Below are 19,521 nucleotides of genomic sequence, written 5' to 3'. Positions count from 1 at the left end.
AAATACAGATTTTTATTCTAGGTTAAATTTCATCGTACAGAATTACTTCATGCCGGATGCCACGATCTTTTAACCACGTAGATAGCTTCTTTTTACGATCCTTGGTGTGGGTAAAAAAATAGAGAATAGGCGCACCGTTGAAATTTTTACGTATAAGTGGAAGAACCTCCGCATAATTGCTCACCTTCTTTCGATTATCTGCCATGTTCAGCTTGTTATCAATCTCTATTAAATAAGCATAGCCGTTACGCGTGAAATAAGCGTCTGTGACAAGCTTTCTTTTGTTTGAAGGCTTTATCCCTTGGATAATAATATCTGTCCGTGAGAGTGGTTCTGTAACCGTTTCAAAGGTGTGTTCGATATCCCAATCATGAGGGCAACCGAAGTGGATATAGATGTCGTTCCTTAATAGGTAATGTTCTGTGTTAAGTGACATTGTAACGCTGTGTTCAGAATCGATAAGCTTCCGAGCCTTCTCGTTTAGATAGATAACCTTTTCTTTGTTCCAGTATTTTTGATGGGTGTATTCACTCAAGCCATTCACGATTTTACAGGCATTACGGTAGCTGCCTAACTTATGAATGTGTTGTAGATGCTTTATCTTCACTATCCCCAATCGGTCGATGGTCATTAACAGACTTTCTAGTCTTTCTTGTCTCATGTTCTCCCTCCATCATGTCGTAAATGATTTTATCGTCAATGTATGGTACCTGGACCGTGCGTTTCTTCTCAACCATGTATATGGCCCTTCCCGGTATAGAAGGTAAATCTTCAGCCCCAACTTCATCCAATAACACTTGGCTTGCAATACGTGACGCACATATAAAGGACATACGGGCTACAATGTTCATTTTCACTTGCATAGGGACCGCCTCTTTTGTTGGATACTGTGTCGCATAAATTAATCGCATACCCACCGCCCCACCAATACGAGCGATTTCACTCAGGGAAGCCTGACAAAACTCTGCGTACTTTTTCCCCTTCTTATCCTTCACGATATTAGGGGACAATTCAGCCCCTTCATCAACTATGATGAATGTTCGCTTCTTGATAGGAGTGTCCAGTATGTTCGTATACCCTTTGTCTCTGAACATTAATTCTCTGCGCTTTAACTCATCTGTCACGTTTATAAGAGTTTCAGCTGCTTCATATACATCACAGGCAACCTCTTTAACCTGTGGGAATGCTTTATACTTATAGAACTCTAACCCTGCCTTTAAATCGAGTATATAAAACTCTACATCGTCACCCATGTTCATCATGAGAGTGTGAAAAGTTTCTTTCATGAACACTGTTTTACCGAATCTAGTCACACCTCCTACAAGTATGTGTGGGTAGTGTTCAAAATTGTGGTAAAGGATCCCTTGATGATTCTTCCCTATAGGGACCTCCCATGTTCCTTTTTGGATCAACGACTTATCATAGCTCCATTTTTTCGGTAGCTTCCCTTTGAACACTCTCAATTTCATCACCCCTTCATATTCGTACTCCACTTCCCTGTTAAGGGCTTCTTTTAATGCCGGCAGTATAGTGTCGAAAACTTCGCTAGGCATCCCCTTTGGTAGCGTGTAGATGTATGTGGTGTGTGTCCCTCTGTCGTGAGTAGATTCCAGTTTAGGGTAGATAAGGTTATCACCTTTTTTGAAGCATATCTTACGGTTGATAAGCACCTGTTGAATGGTCCGTTTATCGTTACGTTTACGGGGGATGAGGGCGGCACCTAATATAACGGCTGGGATGGTTAGTAATTCGATCATTAGTAATGAATACCTTTCCACCCTATCACTACATCACCTTTCAATCCCTTCGTTTTACAAATGTATTTAGGGTTTTCCATCCAATGTGAACTAATATAATACAACCCAAGTTCTTCATCTTCATCAATCTCCTTCATGAACCCCTCTAGGCCTTTTTCAAGTGCTGACTTTCTCGCAGTACCCCATTCCATCTTTTTATCTAATCCATCATCACGATATTTCGATAACATAAAATCCCTCCTTTTTTTACGATGAGAAGCATCGGAAAAAGATATATGATAATATATCAAGTTGTTTTCATTGTCTACGACCGTACAAGCCCTAATATAGGCTATAGCAAGTAGAGAACACTACAATGAATAGAACACTACAAGAACAATTTACTGACCAGTGCCATGAGTTTGAGAAACGCACCGGCTTCGATAACTTTGACTACGATCACCAGTAAGTCCTCATTAATGGATACTCCACTCTTTTCCAGGGCTGTAACAACTAATAAACCCCCTCCAAATATGCTTGTTGCGACTATCCCGAATGTAAAAGGTTCGATTGGGACCATCTCCTTTCTGACTTTGTATACTTCAATGTATGCAGTTAGGAACTATGAATGTATGTCCAATTGAAATTTAATGACAATAAAGGGATTTATTTTTCAACGTGGAATAAGACAAGTGAGGTGATAGTATGATATGTAAGTTAGAGGAATACATAAAGGAAAGTGGATTAAGAAAGGATTTTATTGCGAATAAGTTAGGTGTGAGTGTTAGAATGCTTCGAAAATATGAAAAAGGAGAAAGTATGCCTCCATTAGAAAAAGCCTTTATCCTAGCCGACTTATTAGGCGTGAAAGTAGATGATCTTTACAGGAGGGATAAAGGGTGAACTTTGAAATGGAATTACATATAAGAATCGAGGACACTGGTATACTTAGATTTAATCGATTCAGATGCAGCAGAAATAAATTACCTGAACTTGCTTCTAAGTGGAAATACCAGGTGTGGAGGGAACATGGCTGCCGTGACATGTTAGTAGAAAAGATAATAGTTAATGATGAAGAGGATATAAAGGAAGAGGTGGAAACCTTTGAAAATGACCTAGGAAGAAGTGATCTCCCGTTTTAAAGAAATGGAGTTAGATCCGGATAAAGTTTATGATGCCATATGTACGATTGATGATATGGACAAAATATAAAAGAAGAAAATAAAAAATCCCCTCTCAAGTGAGAAGGGATTATCTTGTGGGCCTTTGTAGTTTGTGGTGTCACTTCAGCTTAACATTTACTACTTTGTATTCTTAAAATGGAATAAATTTTCATTGACTTAAAAGTATCCAATTCCTATAATTAACATATAATATTATGTAAGAGCAGGGAGGCAATTGGCAATCACTCTGGTGGTTAGGCATTGCCTCCTTTGTATTTTAGTATATCGTATAGCAATAGTAGCCTTCTTAATTCTGTTATCATTTTAATTTCCCCAACTTCCTTCAATTCTTCTAACTCTTTAATTAAAAATACCCTTACTTCTTCTAAGTTTAACCTCTTTAAATTAAAGGACAACGTCTCATATATTTTTGACTTTTTTGTATTTTTCAACCCTACAATCTCTTCAACAGAATTAGTGTTTTGCTTTATCACCGATGAACTAACTATAGTATCAAAATGCTCATTGAAGTTTGATACCCTTTTTATTTTTTGAATTAGCTTATCTTTTTCTGTAGGATGCAATCCACTTTTTTGTATTAATTCCCGATCTAAAATCTTATGAATTGGGAAACGTGCTGTTCCGTTTTGGTTTACCGCAAACCTCATTCTAATCTCGTTGCTAATTTCATCTTTGTCAGTTATATAATCGAGCGTATAATTAATAATGTCAGGAATCTGGAAAATGTATTTTGCATCGCCTAATGCAACAGTAATATTTTTAGTTTTAAGATTTTCTTCCAAATTATCAAGTTCATCAGGTGATAGCAAAACAGAATTTAATGCTCCTTTTTTTCCTCTGTCGATAATAAGTTCTTTAATAACATGTTGGTACTTCCTAACCTCCGATGGTGCTATTCCTTGATTAATTGAACTAATTGTTTTATAAATTTTTTCATAATTGTCAGTTTTGATTACCTTTAATTTGCAACCCAAATCTTTGTCATTTATTACTTCCTCAATAAATTCTTGTTCACCTTGTTTCCATTCAACCAAAACCAGTCTATCTTCTAAGATTTGAATCTCCTCCTCAGATAATGACTGAGTGAAGTCCTTTATGATTGCTCTCACATTTATATCTGTCAATGAGTAACCTAAAAAGATAATTGGAGAATGCATCATCATTGAAATTATTTTTGCACTAATTAAGACTGAGTTCTTCTCAAACCTATCATAATCTGATTCTGAGATAATTATTTCATTAGGAGTATCAATACAGCCATGAAGCTTGTAAAGTTCTGCAAACCCGAAGGTCTCTTTAAAGAAACCATTTTGGCCAATATATTTTGTGATTTTATAAGTGCTATCATTATTGTAGGAGTCTTCAATAAATTTGTCATAGTTAGTGGTTAGCATTATTTGAGTTTTTAAAAGCATTCTTTTAAAAGCTTGGTACTCATGATCCATTTCATCCTTGAATTTATAAGCTTTAAATCGTTCCGACAGAGCTTTTTTAAAGGGAGATACCTTCATTTTAAATGCATCTTTTGGAGTGAAGTTAGGGATGTGAACTTGTCCTGCGTTAAATGTAGCATTGTATTTTCTTTCAATTAGAGATCCCATAGATATATTCGAAAAGTGCTCTAGTTCTTTTTCAGAAAGTGAAGGTTTTGTTTTCCTCAATTGATCTATCAAATTATTAAACTCACCGTAAAAATTACTTAACCCCATCCCCGTCCAATATTCCTCCAATAAACTGGTCCAGTCAGGGAAGTTTTCTAGATATCTTTTTGAAATACCTGCACCAATAAAAACAACTGGGAATTCATTATTTTCTATCAATCTATCCAAAATTGTCCCCAAATTCTCACCATCCATTTTTTTTGTGATACTACCTTGGTATACTTCATTATATACAAATTACCATAAAAAAGAAAAATCCCCTCTCGATTGAGAAGGGCTTTTGACATGGGAAGGAAATTATTCTAGCTGAGTATTAGTATTATCCAATCCGTATTCCATTATTCTACTCGGATATATTTTTCATTGGCTGTTACATAAAACGTTTTGCCCTTTGAGTTCTTCACTTCAAACTGATAAGCATCGTCTACTTTCAATTTTCTTACGATTGTTGGAAATCCATAACCTTGAGTGAGATAGTCAACCACATATTCATCATTCCAAGATGGCTTAGAGTAAAATCTCAGTTTGGCCACTTTACATTCTGCCCTTTTCCCTACATGGGATAATGATCCGCATAATGTTAGTTTATCCCCAGGATGAATCACATCAGACTTTAATCCGTTCAATGATTTTAACTCACTCACTGAAAGATGATTGTCCTTAGCAATCTCCCAAAGTGTATCTCCAGACTTTACTGTATGAACGCTTGAGGAAGAAGAAGAAGAAAGATCCTTCAACAGATAATCCAATGGATCCACAGCCTGACTCTTATCAATATTCCATCTTCCTTTGTGCATCTCAAAGTGAAGATGTTGGCCAAAGGAATACCCTGTGTTCCCCATGATTCCGAGAGGTTGACCTTGTGTAACATATTCACCTTCTTTTACCTTCCTGGACCCGGTTTTCATGTGGGCATAAAGAGTTTCCCAAGTCTGCCCGTTTATCTCGTGCAAAACACGTACACACTCTCCGTAGGATGACGATAAATAAGACTTTGATACTTTGCCACTAGCAGAAGCAACTACCTCATTTACACCAATCTGAGCAATATCAATGCCATTATGCATTCTGGCCACACCATTCAGAAAGTCTTTACCGAAACGAGAAGTGATTCTACCTTTTGCTGGATAGATGAAATCCATTATAAATCCCTCTTTTCTTGAGCATATTTAATACCTGCGACGGTCCCGACACCCAACATGGCATACTTGATTCCTTCTAACATCACATCAAAGTCAAAGTCTCTATACTCGAAAAAGGCGAATCCCAGTCCTAAAAAAAGCCCCACAACAGGGATTAAGCTGTTAGGGACCTTTCCAGATTCACGAATCACATAAAGAATAAACGCAAGTGCGACATAGGCTCCAAAGTCTAAAGATAATAGTTGTTCCAAATTACATTCCTCCTATTTCTGAATAAAACCATAAAAAATAGCAATTGCTCCTCCAATGACACCAGAGCTAATTGCCGTTATGATTGCGCCAGTTATTTTCCTTTTAATCCAAGTTGTATTTTCATCAATTTTGTTAAGTGTCTTGTTGAGTGTGGTGATCTGTTCCTCATGTCGTGTGGTCGTGCTTTTCAGGTCACTGACTTCTTTTTCGAGGATTTTAATGTCACTCTTCATTTCCACAATATCTTTCTCATAATGATTCATATCATGTTGTACCTCCACCGTATTTGACATGGCCATTACCCCCTTCTCTATTTTTCATGAGTGGGATCACCTCCTTTAAAAGGGAAAATAAAAAAGAGCCGGTTTTGGCTCTTTAGTAACTACATACTTGGTTGCTTACCAGTGAAAATGTAAGTTGTGTATCTATTTTGCTCAATCACAAAAGCTATTCCTAAGGGGATCACTACTCCAACTATTGTGAAAATTATATAATTATTAATTTCTAATATCGAAGCACATATTGGAATGTGTAAAAACATAATGTACATTGATTTTTTCCCTATATAAGAGAACAAATTGTTCAGTTTCGATTTTAATATAAGTGAACTCAATGCTAATGTAAAAATGGTAAACAGAAGTGGGATAAAAGTATCCAAAATCAAAGCTTTATAATATGAATATTTCATATCGAGGTGATAATTTATATCGAATATTCCATTAGCAAGAATAAAACCGATACAGAGAATGAATGTAAACATTGCTATTTTATAATCTATTTTACTTACAAAGTTCTTAATTAAAAAACCAATATAGTAATACCATACCGCCATTAATACAACATCTAAATCCCAAGGTAAAACCAAAGTCTTAGAAGTATTAAAATAATTATTTAAATCTGGAATTAAATAAATTGAAATTAAGTGAGCTGCCCCATAACAAATAAACATTATGACCCAAATTTGTTTTTCAAAAACCTTGTATAAGCTATCAAACATCACTTTAGTCATGAAAAAAACAGGGATATACCAAAACACTCCACCTATTACTTTGCCATTATAAAGATGCCGCTCTAATAACATTGTTACATCGTTTATCCCCTCAAAATTTGGATTCGTAATACATCGTATGAAGACATTTAATATGATGTAAACCAAAAAGGGGATAAATAAGGATGTAAACAACTTGATTAATTTCAAAGTTTTTTCTTTATACAATAAACCGCTTATTATAAAGAATGCAGGCATGTGGAACCAATAAATAATATCCGTAAATTCAAATGTAGAGTGACCAAGTACTACCAAGATAATTAGTAACCCTTTTGCAATATCTAAACTTTCTAATCTTTTATTAATCATGTAAATCCCCCTCCAAATAGTAATTATACGACATTAAGAGGTGGAATTCCGTTCCTTTACCAAATTTGTCCTCCTTGAAGTTTTTGCTCCGGGAAGGTTGCAGAAAATGTAACATTACCATTTTTGTATATTGTGGCTGCTTGAGCAGTTAATCCGTAAGTAGAATCACCAACGGCTGTATTTGTATCATCCACTCTAACTTGACTACCATTCATAGCTTGAAGACACCTGTGTTGATTGTTGAAATAATTTGATTGTATGCTACCTACCGAACCATCAAATAAAATATCTGGTTTACCAGTACCATTGTTTTTCGCCCAGGAATCAAACCGAGAACTGCCTACCGATCCATACGCGCATCGGCTAAATAAAATGTGCGCCCTTGCATTGAATGTATCTCCCGCAAAAGAATCAAAATTTTGAACAACACAGTAACCAGCACAGTCATAGAAAGAAATAGAAACAACAGAGAAGCCTGTGGCTTGAGATGGATCTGGATTAGCTTCAGGACAAGTTATAAAGATACCCGCTCCGTTAATTGATTGTATAACCACTTCTTCATTATAATCGCCAGGCTTACACTTTATATAATGATCCTTGTTAATGATTTTCGGAATCATATCTACAGCTTTTTGGATAGTTTTAAAGGGGTTTGATTCAGACCCATCACCAATTGCATCATTACCTAAATTCACATCGACATAAATATTTTTAGTTTCCGTTCTCAGTCCATTAATAACATTAATTCTAGAAGTTGCATTTTCTAATTGCTCACCAACCGGATTACCGTGTTCATCATATACATTATTGGCTTTTGTAATAGGATATAAATTGTCCCACTCAGTTCCATTTCTCTTTTTCATTTGTATATTTCTATTAGTCATGTGATTACCTCCTTATAAAACTTGAAACCAAAGTTCGGCATTAGTTGGTTCATTTGTTGAAACTGGGATTCCTGTAGTACTCTCGGATATTTTATTGTCTACTTCTTGTTTTGTGTAAACACCTGATGCTAATTTGTTTTTTAATGAGGTTGAAAAATCTTCTGTTGATAGCTGTTTCCCCAAGACCTTGTCCACTTTATTAGATAAGCTATTTGTTATATTTGTAGCAAAATCCGGATCGTTATTCAATGCAATTGATAATTCTTGCAATGTGTCAAGTGCAGCAGGTGCTGCACCAACTACTTTTTTAATTTCAGCATTTACTTCATCAAGGTTTAATTTACTTGCAAGTGATATTATTATTTCAGCCATTGTAGATTCTACTGTAGTACCATCATCCATCATTGTTATTTTTGCTTTTGTTTTTGGAAATAAACTATCCCAATCTGTGCCATTATGTTGTTTTATTTGTATGCTTTTTTCTGCCATTCTTTAGCACACTCCATTCTATAAATCTAAATTGACTGATCATTTTTTTCCTCGTACCACATATCGGCACTTAATGGTTCATACTCAGATACTACTATCTGTTCTGAGTCAAGCCTATCCTTTAAAGTGGCATATGAAATGCCTACAGCATCCACCCGAGCCTGAGCTGCTTCAACAGATGAATCACCTTCAACAGTTAATACGTTTACTTGTGCTTGGATATTATCTGATAGTTTTTTTGCATTGTCAGCAGTGTTTCCAGTGACTTCTATTGATTGAGCAATGGATTCTCTTACTTCTCTACCGTACACTGCACTCCGAATTTTACTTGCGAGTTCTTGTATAACTTGTGGAATTGCCACGAAATATCACTCCCTTTATAAAAGTTCAAATTTCCAAGAATTAATTCGTTCAGTTAGAACGCCAACTGTATTTTCCAAATCTAAAACTTTTTTTGTGGATTTATTTACATCAGATTGATATTCATTCAACGTTTTAAACTTATCCCCAATAGTTAAATTAGTGTCTTGAGGACTATTAATTTCAAGTGTTTTCCCAATTACCCTTAATCTCTCATTTATACACATGACAGGATTGATAAGGGGGAAAGTATCCCCCCTCTCAAATGACTCAAAAGCCAATCCAATTAACGATAAATCAATTGCGTTTATTTGGTACTGTACATGAGCTGTTTTTTGTTTGTTGATCCACTCAAGTCCTTTAGTTTTCAAGTTTTCACTTATTGTTACATCATCCCAGATTACCGAACCACCTTGTATACCAAACTCTTTTATTAACGCTTCGTCATCAAGATATGGTAAACCGTTATTTACTTCTTCGATTGTTACTCTTGCTTGTGAAGCATCAGTCGAGTTTTCATTTTCACTTTTTATACGAGCTCCAAGTGGGGTCAGTCTGGTTACTATTTCAGTTGTATCAACGTCCTTGGACATACTTACTAAATTCTTCTCCATTCTTATTTCTGTGTTTTTATCTTCTCCGATAGAAATTAGGTAATCCAAAAAGCGAACTCCATTTACTTTACGTATTTGAAGTTCTCCGCCTAGTTTATCTAGTAACTTTTCTTCAATTATGTCTAGAGTCCCCTGTTCAGCAGATAAATACAGGTATATATAATTTGTTGAATTTGTTACATTCATTTCACCTAAATGAAAATGCTTATAATCTTCAACTTGTGAGTTATGGTATTCTAATACTGTTTGCAACAGCTCTTTTGGTGTTCCCCTGAACTCCAAATGTCTTTGTTGAGAATCATGCAAATATCCTAATTCACCTTCACATTCAAAATAAGAATTGATCAAACCACTGCTGTCCATATTATCACTCGGTCCTAATACACGCCCCTCAAACTCATATTTCCCAGTTTTCATGTTTAATACATTTATCAAGGTTTTTAAGGGTTTAATTTTACCGTAACCAGGATTGTTCATATAAAAAGAGAAATTAAATGAATCAACTTTATTAATCTCTGTTCTTATAGATCCAGATGCTAATTTTAAATTATTTACATTTGGATTGTGTATAACTGTTTCGGTTCCATCATTCTTTATGCTGACTTTGTACATTAAATCAACTCCTTATAAAAATGGAATGATATTGTACCGTTCCCATTGATAATAAGAGAATTCTTACCTGAATAGAGTACGAAATCATTGCTGTCTAATTCCCCAGTTGGAATGTTATAAATTACATCATTCATAACGATGCTCATTGGAGCTGTAGATTTAATCTTTGGAGACACATTTGGTGTGCCATTATTTAATAAATCAACCGTTACTGATCCATTAACAATAAATTCAATTGGCTGCAGTACATCTAATTCAAAGTTAATTTCCTCCCATAGATCATGCCCTTCTTCCAACTCAGCAATCATAAATGGATAGGCTTTAAAAGTTACTGTTAATGTTCCTGTTTCCCAATCTTCTTCAAAAGAAGCTTCACTTTCGACTTCAACCAAAAAATAATAACCTGGGATTGCATCATCATACAACTTTTGTTTTCCTTTGCTATTCATCAACCAATTAATAATCACTGTCTTTTGTATGTTCATTGTCTCTTTTGTGTAGTAATTCCTATTAAATACATTAAAAGAATATTTCAGGGTCCTGGGTCCAAAAGCCTGGGAACCGTACAATTCACTAAAATCATATTCAGCATTTGAAAATGGTACTTTTACTAATATTTTTTCCTTAGATGGAAAACCAATTTCTCTTTCTGGTGGCATAGTGATACCAAAATGTTTGTAAGAATGTTTTCCGTTGAATGTAACCCCGTACATTATGCCAACCCCCTTTGGATACGCCTTATCCTATGCCCACCTTCTGTATCGATATAATCACCTGTTATACGTGCGAAAGTCTTCCCATCTATTTGTAGAATGATCGGTCTGTTATCTCTAACCTGCGACATGGTAGTGGCAATACCTCGACCAATATCTCCAAGTGTCTTCTCGTTGAGAGGAAGAGCAGCTTCAGGTCCCGCTTCTCCGCCTCCTTGTAGCTTTCCTCCATTCTGGCCGAAAATGGTCGGTTGTGTGAAAATCGCTCCCTTTGCATTCCACTTAATAGTTGGCACTCTTGGTGGAGTTAGGCTGAAGCTTCCTGTAATCTTTGGTTTTGGCAATCTAGGTAATTTGATTTCAGGTATACTCAGTTTCATTCCTGAAAAGAAACCAGTTATTATATCCACTATTCCACTAATCTTAACTTTCGCGGATTCAATGGGTGAAACTATTTTATCTTTTGCACTTTGCATAATGGAACCGGCTTTATTTTTCAAATCGTTAAACTTATTTACAGCCCCATCTTTTAATTCATTCGCTTTATTTACAAATCCCGTTTTTATCTCATTGGCTTTATTAAATACATCATTTTTAAATCCGGTAATTACGTTACCTGCTTGTGTTTTTAGCCCCACAAATTTTTTAATTCCACCAACAACTAATTCGCTGAATTTATTTATTGCACCTTGCTTCATGTCATTTATCCAACTGACAAATTTCACTGCGAGCTCGGGGACTTTTTTATATAACCAGGAAATAAATTGATCCCACTTATCTCCAAGCCATTCTGTAATAGCTCCCCAGTTTTTAATGACTAATATAATTCCTGCAATGGCAGCAGCAACGGCTAATATAATCGCAATGATAGGTAACCATGCGATGTTTAAGGCTGCCCCCGCTGCAGCTAAACCTAGTACTATTGGGATCGCGATAGCAGCTATGGCAATAACAGCTCCAAAAATGACAATGAAGGTTTGAATTGATCCCGGTAATTTCGTGAACCATTCACCCATCTTTGCCAATCCGTCAATAACTGGGGATAACGCATCTATTAAATTCTGTCCAATCGGAACAAGAGAAGATTCTAGTTCTCTTAATGAAGATTCCCATTCTTCACCTGGGCTCTTTTGTGCCATTTCATCTGCTTTTCCTGTTACATCTTCAAAAGCATCACCTACTGAGAGAACTGACACCGTTCCTCGGACACCAAGATCCTCGAATTGAGTACCTAAATTTGTTAAGGCGGCTTGCTGATCGGTAGTGTCCATCTTCTGAATATCGGCCTTTATACTCTCCATTACTTGAGCCATAGTTGCTTCGCCGTTCTGCCATTTTTCGAATAAATCACCTGTTCCTGATGAAAAGTTTTCAAGTTGGTTTTCAAATGATCCGTCACCAAATCTAATTTGCATTTCCTTAATCGCATCAGCTGCTTTGTCTGCGTTTAGTGCGCCACCGTCTAACCCATTTTTCATGACTGTAAGCATCTCACCTGCACTAAATTGAGCATCAGCGAATAATGGGGCATATTCATTAATGGTATCTGTAAAGTCACCAGACTTATTTATTCCATCTTGATACCCTGCAGAAATCAGATCCATAGCTTCTTGGCCAGATAACCCAAATTCAGACATTAATTTTTGTGCAGCGATAACATTTTCCTGTACATCAGTCCCAGTTCGTTTTGCGAGGGTTGTAATTTGATTTGTTAAGTTTTCTAAATCGGATTCATTTAAATCTTTGAAGTTCTGCTTGATTATTATGACCGCTTTCGTTGCTTCCTCGACACTGCCAACCACACCATTTTTGAAGACGTCAGTAACTACATTGTTTAATTCTTCTGCCTCTGATGTAGTTACACCTAGATTTGCTTGTAAATTCGTCTGTGACTCTCCAACTTGCAATGCTGATTCCATGCCAGCCTGCCCAATTTCAATTAGCTTGTCAGATACACCTTGTAATAGCTCTGTCGCCTCAATGATGTTATTCAGGTCCATCTTCTTACCCAACGATTCTAAACCATCACCTGCATCATCACTGCTATTCTCGACATTATCTAATGAACCGCTAAACTTATTCATGGTTATTCGGGCATTATTCAATTTTGTTTCCATTTTGATTACTTCGATTGAATTTTCACCGTAAATCTTTTTTGTAGCATCGAGCTGCTTCTCTAAGTTCTCTATGGTTCTTTCAGTAAGATCCGTTTGTTCATTTAATTGTCTTTGAGCTAATTCAAGCTTTTCTGATTCAGTTGCATTATCACCTAACTCTGCAGACTGTAATTTAAATGCGCTTGTTAATTTCTTCTGTTCCGCTTCAAGGATCCCGCTCTCTTTCTTAAGGTCTCCAAGAGTGTCTTGGGCATCCCGGGCTTCCTGGGCTTGTTCAGTTAATCCGCCATTTACTCGATCCATTGCTTTTTGAAGTGATGATTCCGCACGCTCTGCGTCAAGTAACTTACTGTACATTCGTGTGAGCTGCCCGGTGGTGGTTTTGGTATCCTTACTCATCGCTTCATATTGAGCACGAAGCATTTTTGTTCGCTTTTGACCTGCTTCCATCTGGATCTCAAGCTTCTTCTTTTCAGCTCTAAGTTTGTCAGTTACTTTTGCATCATTACCCATAGCTGCAATATGGTTTTTGTATTCTTTTGCAGCAGTATTCATGACTGTATTAATATCCTTGAGTGTCTCAGCGTATTGGACCTGACCGTCCATCTTAAAATTCAAGACGACGTTTTTTGCTTTATCTGCCATTATCTCACCTCACCTATATAAAGGGTGTCTGGTCTAATGAATAAACCTGTCTTGAGCCCTCTGGTACCAATGTATCTGGATTGTGATATTCCACATGCTTGATGTATTGCTTAAGCAAATGATTAGGGGTTATATCAAAAAAATCATTCATGCTCAAACCAAGTAATGTATTCCCGACATAAAAATAAAAGTCCCAATCTAATTCAGACTGGGACTTACCTTGGTTTTGACTAATTATGTTCTTTTTTTTTCTGTCTTTATTCTATCCATATCTGACTTCTGGAAATTTTGATTGTTAAAGAGATCCAGGGCCACCTGAAAGATACCTGATAGATCATTTAAGGGGATGGCATTTTCAATTTCACTTATCGTGCAATCTGTTCCTCCACTACGAACCATTGCATAAATTAACGCATTCATAAGTCTTATTTCGTTCTTGCCTAGCGTGATTTGTCCTTTACTAAGCATTTGGTTCATATCCTTTTCGAAAGCTCCATATGACTTACCATAGGCTTCTTCAACGTATGGAAAAGATTTAAACGTAAAGATTACCGGAATATCAACCCCTTGTATCTGGATTGTATTCCGATTTATATTTATGTTGACTAAATCACTTAATCTTGCCATCTATGTTCCTCCTAAACTATTAAGGTGTTGTCGGGAATAATGTTTCTATTTGAGATTCGTCCGCTACTACTTGGGCCATGAATTCTTCAGCCGTTATCCCTGTTGCGCTGTCACGTACTTCTGAGAAATCTACTTCCGTTGCATTATTAAAAAGTAACGGTGTGGCACTCATAGTTAGTGATTGATCCTTCACTTCCGATTCTTCAGTAACAGTTGTATATGTTTCATCAGACGGTGTTTTCTGTACTCTCGGGTACCAACGAGCAATTTTAGAGCCGTCACTCAACGGAGCAATAAAGCCTAAAGCAAACATAGGGTATTCTTTAACATCCGCTTTATTAAATACAATCCCTTTATTTGCAGTGACTCCGTTAATTTTATCTTTAACCTCTTGGGGCAATGCAACGTGAGTTAAAGATAGAGTGAAATTTGAATTCTTAGAAGCATTTACGAACATTTTATTTGAAGCCCATTTCACCACATTAGAGAGGTTTCCAGCTATTCCTATCTCAACAATATTATCCATTCTATAGATTTGAGTATCGTAAGTAGGAATGGCATCACGTGTATCTTTACCCCCGGTCATAAAGGTAATAAATAAGGACTCAATACCAACCGGGTACAATAATTCTTGTGCTTTTGTCATTACATTCATCCTTCCATTTTATCTAGTATCTTGCCTACCATAATGTCCGCGATCTTTTCACCGTCAGCATCAAATGTGTTCTGAACAAAGTGGCGTCCTTTAATTTTCCCACGACCATTTGCTTTTTTATGGCCATGTTCTACTAAGTGCCAATAGTAAGCCCAATCTTCAAATTCCACACTTACATGATCGTCATGAACTACCACTTTTAGAGCATCACGTAAATGCTTTCCACTTTGACTGGACTTAGGAATCTTCGGTTTTAATTTCTTCACAAAGTATTCAGCTGCTTCTTCCAAGACATCAAGCTCCACTCTTTTATTCACCTTGATTAATGTATTAATTTCTTTAAGTGCATCAGCAAATCCATTGTTATCAGCAGCCATTAATTAACGCACCTCACCATCGTGATAAACTGCGTTACGGTGGCATCGTTCTCGTCATAAGGAAACCCTTCAAATTGGCTGTAAGAAACTCCATAGGAATTAAACACATCTTTTAAAGGTTCATAGTCTGTTTCTGTCCCAGTTGTGACCACTGCTATTTGATAAAGGGGCATGGACTTAAGAACTTTTGACGAAGCGCGTTTATGTGTTTCATTTACATACTCATATTCGATATAGGGATAGCTTGCCGATGTCGGAGCACTGTCACGGTATACAGGGATCCCGGACTCTTTCATGATTGTCCTTAACTGCTGGAAGTTAATCTGCATAAGATAAACTCAACTCCATTATGCGTTCATCTTCACGCACATAAATTCTTTCGATATCGTAGATCCGGTCATTGATTTTTACCCGGTACTCTTTTTGATTGTTCTCAACTTCCCGGTCAAGACGAGTCTCGATTTTCTTCATGATCTCCTGAGCATCTTTGAATGTGAATTTATCCGATGCCGTTACTCCTATATTGTTGTATTTTAAGTCCCGCTCTTTCGGATATCCCATCACGACACGATCGGTTTCAGGGTCCAAAGTTTCACCAAGTTTCAGTAACTCTGCATTCCACTTTAATTTATTAAGTTGTCGTTTCGACATCTGAGTAACCCTCCTGAACAAAGAAAGGAGTCATGGCATTTAATGCTTCACCCAGTTCTTTTTCAGCCACACGATATTCATAAAAGATGCCAGCGCACATGATCACTAAATAATCAACTTCTTTACCAGTGGCATTTTGAACATATTTTTTTCCCTGGGTAATATAAAAAGGGAGCATGGTGTCATCCATGCCCTCTTCCCAGTGAATATGACTTTTTAACTTTAGAAGGTATTCTTCTTCAGTCATAAATCATTCCTCCTATTAAACAGGCTCTACAGTTCCTACTTCATAACGATATACAGCCGGCTCGAATGGAGAGTATACCAGTTGACCATCTAGGATGTTATAAATTTGGAATCCCACCTTATTAGTACCAGAGAATTTCTCAACAAGCTTCTGCAGCTCCATTGCACCGATGACATCTTGAATGTGGAAAGCTTTGAAGTCACCGAAATAGAAAACTGGTTTAGTAGGATCCGCTCCATCGGCTGCATCCGTGAAATCAATCTTGTGGCCAAGTAATTTGTACCCTACACCGTCAGCCGCTTGGTGAAGTAATGGACGGCCAGTTGTGTCTGTCATGTCTTCAAGGATAGTTAGGGCTGCACGATTGACAATCCACATAGATTTCTTAAGCACTTCAGTGACCGGCTGACCTTTAAGCTTAACCAGTTGGGAGTATAGCTTCTGAGAGTACCCAGCTGCAGCGATATCAACTGGAGTAGATTCATAGTACGCAACTGCTTTCTTAGCCAAGGCACCTGGGTTTTCGTTGCCCACATCGTCACCTTTGAACATGTAGCTTGTTTCTTTGCGAACATAAGCTTTCTTCAATTCTTCAATAACAATCTGCTCAATCGGAGCACCAGACATCTTAAGCAACTTTTTCGTAACAGTTGCCAATGCATCGAACTCAGCTGGATCGAGTAGAATTTCATCGAATTCGATATCTGTTTCTGGAATATCAGTGGTACGCTCAGTCTTATTAACATTGGCATCCGCTTTCTTAACTAGGACAGGGTACTTTACATCACCTTTTGTTTTGTGACGAGATCCATATTTACGCAGCAAGTTCTCTTCTTGAGCATAAGTAATGATTTCAGAAGCAATGACTTCAGGGATTGTAACTGAACCGTTACCGACTTCCACACCAAGTGAACGAGCTTCAGACTCAGTGATCTTACCAACAACAAAGTTAGCGAATGCAGAACGGAGCTCTTTTTCTTTGGTTTTTGTGGACTTATGGCCACGAGTTGAAAGGCTTGCACCGATCTTCTTCATGATCCCGTCACGTTGTTCCGTAGGAATCCCGGAACGTTGCTCTTCTTCACCTTCACCTTGACCGCGTTCTTCATCATCTTCACCAGAGTCAGTGGCACCTTCGTCTCCTGAGCCTTCTCCCTCTCCGTCAGTACCATCACGATCTTCACCGTCACCTGTTCCAGAATCTTCTCCATCTCCACCATCCATGTTTGCTAAAGCATCAGCAATTGCTTGAGCTTCATCAGCAAGCTCTTGTACCTCTGTCTGAACAGTTTCAAGATCTTCAGCACGTACTTCATTCTTTTCAAGACGGCCACGCAGTTCAGTTAAACGTGCCTTATTACGTTTTTGCATTGCAAGCAATTGTTTTTTATTCATTCTCCAAAACTCCCTTTATTTGATTTAAGATTTTAATTCTTTTCTCTACCTGTTCATCTATTTCTTTACTTCTTAAAGACACCTCAGTGTCCTCGTATGCGGGTATTGACACCACCGATATCTCATAAAGTTCAATCTCATTCAAGGTCCGAACGGCCGGCTCCACAGCATAGTCCCAAGTGTCGTTGGTTGCAAAGAAACCAAATGAGCACTGGTTAATGTCACCGCGCCTTAATGATTCGGCCAGGTCCCGGGCAAGCGAGGTGTTCGGCAACTCAACTTCAAACTTAAGACCCCGGTTGTCTTCCTCTACCTTCAAGGTCCCGTTTCTAGTCCGGCCAAGCACATGATCCCAGTTATGATTGAATAAGGCCCGTATATCTCCATTCTCAGAAATGGTCCGAGCAAAGGCGCCAGGAGCAATCACTTCTTCAAAAAAGTCTCCAATCGATGTCTTCGAATTAAATACGGCAGCATACCCACTAATGACCACAGGTTCATTACCGGTGCCGTCCCGGGTCTGAAGGTTGGTGATGTCAACTATCCGCGTTTCCTTCTTCTTTGTCACTTTCATCACCTCCCTTCAAAGAATCATCAGTGGCTTTCTTCTCACCGATCTTAGTTAAGTCATTTGATATATAGATAGCCTGAGTCACTGGAGTATTTTGTTTAGGAAATCCAAGCATGTCAGCAACGTTATCCGGTGATGTGATTCCTGTCCTCACGATGTTATAACCGATATTTGTCTTGGTGCTATAAGTCACAAAGTCGAGGATATTCACCTTGAACTTGATTCTCATTCCTGAATCTCGGCCAAAAAAAAGAAGACTCATATGGTCCTCGAAGTTCTTCATTATCGGCTTAGCCGCTTTATTATGCAGGTACATCATAGCCTTTTCTAAATCAGATTTAATCAATTCCTGGTATGTCTCCACATTGATATTTAAGAACTTGCCTAAATCCTTTTTGTAAACATTCAGAAAGGCAAGGATCTTCTCATCCTCGATGGGGCTTTTGAGTGAATCGATGGTGTACCCTTTACCCATAGGAATGAGTTTTACTGATCGTGAATCATCAATTGACTCTAACTGGTCCAGGATAGCTTTGATCAGCTTCGACTGTGCTCCATTCTGGGGGTTGATATGTGCATCTAGTTTAAGAAGAAATGCAAGTAAGCCACCCTTCTTGTACTTATCAGTGAGCACCTTCTCAGCATTCATGACACCTTCCAAAGTATTGCGGCCAAGTTCCAGCAACCCAATACCTTTCAAATGGTTTGTTCCAATATTCTTGATGTGTCTGATCATAAATGGCGGGATGGTCTCTCCTCCAATTTTAAAATGCTCTATCAACCTATCATCGAGCTCAGTATAAACGTTCGTTGCAAGGTGCATCCTATCTCCATCAAGGACAGGGAACACTTCTCCCTGGATTAAGTAAGTGTTAACCATTAGCTTAATAAATTCGGAACCGGTTAAATAGTTGTTCGGGTTCTTCAATATTTTAAATACTGAATGATTCTTGATTTCATTTCCATCCTCATCTTCAACTATGATATCCGCCAACATTAATTGATTGCTGATATCTTGAAGAAGCTCATACACATCACTTGATTCGAGGATATTGTCATCATTTGCGTACCTTCCTCCATACCGGATGCCATTAGAGTAAATGTCATCTAATATGCCGCGCTTTTCTAATTGATTATAAAGATAATTCGAGAATCGATCTCTTAATCCCAATTTCTCACCGCCTTTTAATATACATAATTTTACTGAAATCTCATTTCTTTCTGTTAAAATA

The 19,521-nt window shown here is 37.5% G+C and carries 26 protein-coding genes; 2 read left to right on the top strand and 24 right to left on the bottom strand.

Annotated features, from left to right (window positions below):
* Window positions 1-22 precede the first annotated feature (22 nt).
* The 4 genes from F0342_RS12910 to F0342_RS12895 all read right to left on the bottom strand — a co-directional run bounded on the left by F0342_RS12910 (window position 23) and on the right by F0342_RS12895 (window position 2,316).
* Window positions 23-661, bottom strand: coding sequence for a hypothetical protein (locus F0342_RS12910; RefSeq protein ID WP_149156330.1), 639 nt, complete (start codon window positions 659-661; stop codon window positions 23-25).
* Window positions 576-1,757 carry an FtsK/SpoIIIE domain-containing protein gene (locus tag F0342_RS12905; protein WP_149156329.1) on the bottom strand — a complete coding sequence of 394 codons (1,182 nt, stop codon included), beginning with the start codon at window positions 1,755-1,757 and terminating at the stop codon, window positions 576-578. Before F0342_RS12905 ends, F0342_RS12910 begins: the two co-directional genes overlap by 86 nt.
* Entirely contained in the window at window positions 1,757-1,987 is a 231-nt protein-coding gene (locus F0342_RS12900; protein WP_149156328.1) for a hypothetical protein, read from the bottom strand. The genes F0342_RS12905 and F0342_RS12900 overlap by 1 nt, the downstream gene beginning before the upstream one ends.
* Before the next feature lie 137 nt (window positions 1,988-2,124).
* A complete protein-coding gene (locus F0342_RS12895; protein WP_149156327.1) occupies window positions 2,125-2,316 on the bottom strand; it encodes a hypothetical protein in 192 nt (63 codons plus the stop codon).
* A 125-nt stretch (window positions 2,317-2,441) separates the two neighbouring features.
* Between F0342_RS12895 and F0342_RS12890 the strand changes: the two genes are divergently transcribed.
* Complete coding sequence (locus F0342_RS12890; RefSeq protein WP_149156326.1) at window positions 2,442-2,639, top strand: helix-turn-helix domain-containing protein; 198 nt, start codon at window positions 2,442-2,444, stop codon at window positions 2,637-2,639.
* Window positions 2,636-2,878, top strand: a complete 243-nt coding sequence (locus tag F0342_RS12885; protein WP_149156325.1) for a hypothetical protein — start codon at window positions 2,636-2,638, stop codon at window positions 2,876-2,878. The genes F0342_RS12890 and F0342_RS12885 overlap by 4 nt, the downstream gene beginning before the upstream one ends.
* Window positions 2,879-3,153: 275 nt before the next feature.
* On the opposite strand, the gene F0342_RS12880 is transcribed toward F0342_RS12885, so the two are convergent.
* From F0342_RS12880 to F0342_RS12790, 20 genes are all read right to left on the bottom strand, one after another.
* Window positions 3,154-4,776 (bottom strand): SIR2 family protein, encoded by a 1,623-nt coding sequence (locus F0342_RS12880; protein ID WP_149156324.1) that lies wholly within the window; start codon window positions 4,774-4,776, stop codon window positions 3,154-3,156.
* 143 nt (window positions 4,777-4,919) lie between these two features.
* Complete coding sequence (locus F0342_RS12875; RefSeq protein ID WP_262481742.1) at window positions 4,920-5,726, bottom strand: peptidoglycan DD-metalloendopeptidase family protein; 807 nt, start codon at window positions 5,724-5,726, stop codon at window positions 4,920-4,922.
* Window positions 5,723-5,974: a hypothetical protein gene (locus F0342_RS12870; RefSeq protein ID WP_149156323.1), complete on the bottom strand. Its 252-nt coding sequence runs from the start codon at window positions 5,972-5,974 to the stop codon at window positions 5,723-5,725. Before F0342_RS12870 ends, F0342_RS12875 begins: the two co-directional genes overlap by 4 nt.
* A 12-nt stretch (window positions 5,975-5,986) precedes the next feature.
* Window positions 5,987-6,268, bottom strand: a complete 282-nt coding sequence (locus tag F0342_RS12865; protein WP_149156322.1) for a hemolysin XhlA family protein — start codon at window positions 6,266-6,268, stop codon at window positions 5,987-5,989.
* Between the two features lie 89 nt (window positions 6,269-6,357).
* Complete coding sequence (locus tag F0342_RS12860; RefSeq protein ID WP_149156321.1) at window positions 6,358-7,332, bottom strand: acyltransferase family protein; 975 nt, start codon at window positions 7,330-7,332, stop codon at window positions 6,358-6,360.
* 56 nt (window positions 7,333-7,388) lie between these two features.
* Window positions 7,389-8,216 (bottom strand): hypothetical protein, encoded by an 828-nt coding sequence (locus tag F0342_RS12855; RefSeq protein WP_149156320.1) that lies wholly within the window; start codon window positions 8,214-8,216, stop codon window positions 7,389-7,391.
* 12 nt (window positions 8,217-8,228) lie between these two features.
* Window positions 8,229-8,705: a hypothetical protein gene (locus F0342_RS12850; protein ID WP_149156319.1), complete on the bottom strand. Its 477-nt coding sequence runs from the start codon at window positions 8,703-8,705 to the stop codon at window positions 8,229-8,231.
* Window positions 8,706-8,731: 26 nt separating this feature from the next.
* Window positions 8,732-9,067 carry a hypothetical protein gene (locus tag F0342_RS25430; protein WP_262481736.1) on the bottom strand — a complete coding sequence of 112 codons (336 nt, stop codon included), beginning with the start codon at window positions 9,065-9,067 and terminating at the stop codon, window positions 8,732-8,734.
* 15 nt (window positions 9,068-9,082) lie between these two features.
* Window positions 9,083-10,291 carry a phage tail spike protein gene (locus tag F0342_RS12845; RefSeq protein ID WP_262481735.1) on the bottom strand — a complete coding sequence of 403 codons (1,209 nt, stop codon included), beginning with the start codon at window positions 10,289-10,291 and terminating at the stop codon, window positions 9,083-9,085.
* The gene (locus F0342_RS12840; RefSeq protein WP_149156318.1) at window positions 10,291-11,004 is read right to left on the bottom strand and encodes a phage tail family protein; all 714 of its coding nucleotides are present in this window, start codon (window positions 11,002-11,004) and stop codon (window positions 10,291-10,293) included. Before F0342_RS12840 ends, F0342_RS12845 begins: the two co-directional genes overlap by 1 nt.
* Window positions 11,004-13,766, bottom strand: coding sequence for a phage tail tape measure protein (locus tag F0342_RS12835; RefSeq protein ID WP_149156317.1), 2,763 nt, complete (start codon window positions 13,764-13,766; stop codon window positions 11,004-11,006). Before F0342_RS12835 ends, F0342_RS12840 begins: the two co-directional genes overlap by 1 nt.
* Before the next feature lie 234 nt (window positions 13,767-14,000).
* On the bottom strand, window positions 14,001-14,393 hold the full coding sequence (locus F0342_RS12830; RefSeq protein ID WP_149156316.1) for a hypothetical protein: 393 nt from the start codon (window positions 14,391-14,393) through the stop codon (window positions 14,001-14,003).
* A gap of 19 nt (window positions 14,394-14,412) precedes the next feature.
* Window positions 14,413-15,039, bottom strand: coding sequence for a major tail protein (locus tag F0342_RS12825; RefSeq protein ID WP_262481734.1), 627 nt, complete (start codon window positions 15,037-15,039; stop codon window positions 14,413-14,415).
* A 5-nt stretch (window positions 15,040-15,044) separates the two neighbouring features.
* A complete protein-coding gene (locus F0342_RS12820; protein WP_149156314.1) occupies window positions 15,045-15,425 on the bottom strand; it encodes an HK97-gp10 family putative phage morphogenesis protein in 381 nt (126 codons plus the stop codon).
* Complete coding sequence (locus tag F0342_RS12815) at window positions 15,425-15,754, bottom strand: hypothetical protein (protein WP_149156313.1); 330 nt, start codon at window positions 15,752-15,754, stop codon at window positions 15,425-15,427. The genes F0342_RS12820 and F0342_RS12815 overlap by 1 nt, the downstream gene beginning before the upstream one ends.
* Window positions 15,744-16,076, bottom strand: coding sequence for a hypothetical protein (locus tag F0342_RS12810; protein ID WP_149156312.1), 333 nt, complete (start codon window positions 16,074-16,076; stop codon window positions 15,744-15,746). Before F0342_RS12810 ends, F0342_RS12815 begins: the two co-directional genes overlap by 11 nt.
* A complete protein-coding gene (locus tag F0342_RS12805; RefSeq protein WP_149156311.1) occupies window positions 16,057-16,323 on the bottom strand; it encodes a head-tail connector protein in 267 nt (88 codons plus the stop codon). Before F0342_RS12805 ends, F0342_RS12810 begins: the two co-directional genes overlap by 20 nt.
* A gap of 15 nt (window positions 16,324-16,338) precedes the next feature.
* A complete protein-coding gene (locus F0342_RS12800) occupies window positions 16,339-17,718 on the bottom strand; it encodes a phage major capsid protein (RefSeq protein ID WP_149156310.1) in 1,380 nt (459 codons plus the stop codon).
* Window positions 17,711-18,292: an HK97 family phage prohead protease gene (locus F0342_RS12795; RefSeq protein ID WP_149156309.1), complete on the bottom strand. Its 582-nt coding sequence runs from the start codon at window positions 18,290-18,292 to the stop codon at window positions 17,711-17,713. Before F0342_RS12795 ends, F0342_RS12800 begins: the two co-directional genes overlap by 8 nt.
* Window positions 18,255-19,460 carry a phage portal protein gene (locus tag F0342_RS12790; protein WP_149156308.1) on the bottom strand — a complete coding sequence of 402 codons (1,206 nt, stop codon included), beginning with the start codon at window positions 19,458-19,460 and terminating at the stop codon, window positions 18,255-18,257. The genes F0342_RS12795 and F0342_RS12790 overlap by 38 nt, the downstream gene beginning before the upstream one ends.
* Window positions 19,461-19,521: the final 61 nt, after the last annotated feature.

This window comes from Bacillus sp. CH30_1T, assembly GCF_008364765.1.
Lineage (GTDB): Bacteria > Bacillota > Bacilli > Bacillales > Bacillaceae_B > Rossellomorea.
The sequence above is the reverse complement of the archived record's forward strand: the minus strand, read 5'-3'. Positions and strand labels throughout refer to the sequence as shown.